The sequence below is a fragment of the Microbacterium sp. UBA3486 genome (assembly GCF_002377845.1).
Taxonomy (GTDB): domain Bacteria; phylum Actinomycetota; class Actinomycetes; order Actinomycetales; family Microbacteriaceae; genus Microbacterium; species Microbacterium maritypicum_A.
Window position 1 is genome coordinate 1 of sequence record NZ_DFQP01000090.1, and the last position, 3368, is coordinate 3368.

Annotated in this window: 2 protein-coding genes and 2 rRNA genes; 1 reads left to right on the plus strand and 3 read right to left on the minus strand. The window is 67.5% G+C overall.

Annotated elements, in window-relative coordinates; translation table 11 throughout:
* Positions 1–156: 156 nt before the first annotated feature.
* Entirely contained in the window at positions 157–1698 is a 1542-nt protein-coding gene (gene hutH / locus B2869_RS14285; RefSeq protein ID WP_029260162.1) for a histidine ammonia-lyase, read from the minus strand.
* Positions 1699–1786: 88 nt separating this feature from the next.
* On the opposite strand from hutH, the gene B2869_RS14290 reads away from it, so the two are divergent.
* On the plus strand, positions 1787–2584 hold the full coding sequence (locus tag B2869_RS14290; protein ID WP_292767937.1) for an IclR family transcriptional regulator: 798 nt from the start codon (positions 1787–1789) through the stop codon (positions 2582–2584).
* Positions 2585–2707: 123 nt separating this feature from the next.
* Here B2869_RS14290 and rrf read toward each other — a convergent pair.
* Both rrf and B2869_RS14300 read right to left on the minus strand, forming a co-directional pair.
* Positions 2708–2824: ribosomal RNA gene (gene rrf, locus B2869_RS14295) — 5S ribosomal RNA — on the minus strand.
* A gap of 108 nt (positions 2825–2932) precedes the next feature.
* Positions 2933–3368 (minus strand): 23S ribosomal RNA (locus B2869_RS14300); the annotation flags it as partial.

Sequence of the window (3368 nt, forward strand, 5' to 3'; positions counted from 1 at the left end):
GGGTCGAGGTTGTTCATCAGCATGCGCTTGGCGGCTTCCGCGCCCCAGCTCTTCGCGGTGCGCTGGTTGCCGCGGGCTGCCCGGACGACGCGGGGTCCCGAGACCGGAGCGCCGGATGGGGTGGTGTCGGATGGGGTGGTGTCGGATGCGGTGGACTCAGCCATGAGCGTGCTCCTTTGCGATGCGGGCGACGTCGCCCGACTGGACGAGGGCGGTGACGGCTTCCATCTCCGGCGAGAGGAAGCGGTCGGGTCCGGGGCCGTCGGCCACGGTGCGGACCAGGTCGCGCACGGCTCCGGTCGCGGGTCCGGCCTGCAGCGGGGCGCGCAGGTCGAGGGCGCGGGCGCCGGTGAGGATCTCGATCGCGAGCACGCGGCCGAGGCCGTCGATCGCCCGGCGCAGTTTGCGGGCGGCCGCCCATCCCATGGAGACGTGATCCTCCTGCATCGCGGAAGAGGGGATCGAGTCGACGGATGCCGGCACCGCGAGGCGCTTGAGCTCGGAGACGATTCCGGCGGCCGCGTACTGCGCGATCATGAGGCCGGAGTCGACGCCGACCTCGTCTGCGAGGAAGGGCGGAAGCCCGTGGCTGCGGGCCGGATCCAGCGCGCGATCCGTGCGACGCTCGGAGACCGAGGCGACGTCGGCGACCGAGATCGCGAGGAAGTCGAGGACCGCCGCGACCGGAGCGCCGTGGAAGTTGCCGTTCGACTCGATGCGTCCGTCGAGGGTGATGACGGGGTTGTCGATGACACTGGCGAGCTCGCGTCCGGCGATCAGTGTCGCATGGGCGAGGGTGTCGCGCGCGGCGCCATGCACCTGGGGCGAGCAGCGCAGCGAGTAGGCATCCTGCACCCGGCCGTCGTCCGGCCCCTTGTGGCTCGCGACCATGGGGGAATCACCGAGGAATGCGCGCAAGTTGGCGGCGGATTCGGCCTGACCCGTCTGCGCACGAAGCGCCATCAGGTCAGCCGCGAACACCGCGTCGGTGCCGAGCTGCGACTCGACCGACATCGCCGCGGCGAGGTCGGCGGTGAGCAGGAGCGTCTCGAGGTCGTGGAGTGCGAGCACCAGCATGCCGAGCATGCCGTCGGTGCCGTTGATGAGCGCGAGCCCCTCCTTCTCGACGAGGGTGAGCGGCTCGATGCCGGCGGCGGCGAGGGCCTCGGTGGCGGGGAGCAGTGCGCCGGATGCATCGCGGACCTCTCCCTCCCCCATCGCAGCCAGGGCGATGTGGGCGAGAGGTGCGAGGTCGCCGGAGCAGCCGAGCGAGCCGTACTCGCGGACGACAGGCGTGATGCCCTCGTTGAGCAGCGCGGCGTAGGTCTCGACGACGACCGGACGCACGCCGGTGCGGCCGGAGGCGAGGGTCTGCAGCCGCAGGAGCTGGAGTCCGCGCACGACCTCGCGCTCGACCTCGGCCCCGGTGCCCGCGGCGTGCGAGCGGATCAGGCTGGCCTGCAGCTGCATGCGACGGTCGGGGGCGATGAAGGTGGTCGCGAGAGCGCCGAACCCGGTGGACACGCCGTAGTGCGGGTTCGGGTCCGCCGCGAGGCCGTCGATCACGCGACGGGTGTCGGCGACGCGCGCGAGCGCATCCGCGTCGAGCTGCACGGGTGCGTTGCGACGGACGACGGCGACGACATCGGCGGGAGACAGCGGGGCCGCTCCGACCAGCACGGGGGCGAGTTCAGTCATGGTTCGATTCCACACCCGACGTGTGGCTGGGGACACCTGTTCGTGCGATGCTGTGTCTGTGATCCCAGACAACGCGAAGACCCCGCAGATGCCGGAGGTCGAGGTCCCGGCGGTGGAAGCGCTGACCGCGCAGCAGCCGACCGCGCAGGTGCCTGCGGCGGAGAACACGCTCCGCATCCTGAGCTATCTCGCCGGACGGCCCGCACCCGTGGCGGCGTCGGCGATCGCGCGCGAGCTCGAACTGCCCCGGTCCACGGTCTATCATCTGCTCACCACCCTGGCCGCTCACGGATTCGTGCTGCACCTGCGCGAGGAGAGACGCTGGGGGCTCGGCACCTCAGCTTTCGAGCTCGCCGGCGGTTACACCCGCCAACAGCCTTTGGCGCGAAGGGGCCGTCCTCTGGTGGCTGCGCTCTCGGACCGGTTGGGGGAGAGCGCGCACCTGGCGGTGATGAGCGGTGGGGATGTGCTGTACATCGTCGAGGAACGCGCACCTCGGAGGCCGGCGTTGGTGACGGATGTGGGTGTGCGGCTTCCCGCGCACCTCACGGCTTCGGGCCGCGCGATGCTGGCGGAGCTCCCCCGCGAGCAGGTGCGGGCGCTCTATCCGGACGTCTCGGCGTTCCCCGATCGCACGGGACTCGGACCTCGCACGCCGCGCGAACTGCGCGAACTGCTCCGCGATGTGCGGACGAGGGGATATGCGACGGAGAACAGTGAGATCGCGGACGGGCTGCGCAGTGTGGGCGCCGCAGTTCTCGACGCTGCCGGCTGGCCGGTTGCCGCGGTGGCGGTGACGTGGGGCCGTGCGGATCTGGATGAGGAACTGCTCGCTGCCGCTGTGCAGGAGTGCGCGGCCATGCTCGAGGCACGCCTGAAGCGCTGAACTGCGTTGCGACGGTCGTGTTAACGCAGAAGAGCCACCCCACGAGGGATGGCTCTTCGTGCTCTGCTCGAGCACAACGCAAGAAAGCCACCCAGCATTGGGTGGCTTTCTTGTCTAAAAGGAGTCCGGCGGTGTCCTACTCTCCCACAGGGTCCCCCCTGCAGTACCATCGGCGCTGTGAGGCTTAGCTTCCGGGTTCGGAATGTAACCGGGCGTTTCCCTCACGCTATGGCCGCCGAAACACTATTGATGTTTCAATCAAACACATAACAAAGTCATTGTTGTTATGCGGTTCTCGACCGTACATCGAGAACCACTCAGTGGACGCGTAGCACCAACAAACGGTGTGTTATCAAGTCATCGGCTTATTAGTACCAGTCAGCTGCATGCATTACTGCACTTCCACATCTGGCCTATCAACCCAGTAGTCTGGCTGGGAGCCTCTCACCCGAAGGTATGGAAATCTCATCTTGAGGCCGGCTTCCCGCTTAGATGCTTTCAGCGGTTATCCATCCCGAACGTAGCTAATCAGCGGTGCTCCTGGCGGAACAACTGACACACCAGAGGTTCGTCCAACCCGGTCCTCTCGTACTAGGGTCAGATCCTCTCAAATTTCCTACGCGCGCAGCGGATAGGGACCGAACTGTCTCACGACGTTCTAAACCCAGCTCGCGTACCGCTTTAATGGGCGAACAGCCCAACCCTTGGGACCTACTCCAGCCCCAGGATGCGACGAGCCGACATCGAGGTGCCAAACCATGCCGTCGATATGGACTCTTGGGCA

What these genes read in the sequence shown, in the direction of transcription:
- B2869_RS14290 (WP_292767937.1), top strand. Translation starts at nt 1,787, where the DNA reads ATGCCGGAGGTCGAGGTCCCGGCGGTGGAAGCGCTGACCGCGCAGCAG.
- hutH (WP_029260162.1), bottom strand. Translation starts at nt 1,698, where the DNA reads ATGACTGAACTCGCCCCCGTGCTGGTCGGAGCGGCCCCGCTGTCTCCC.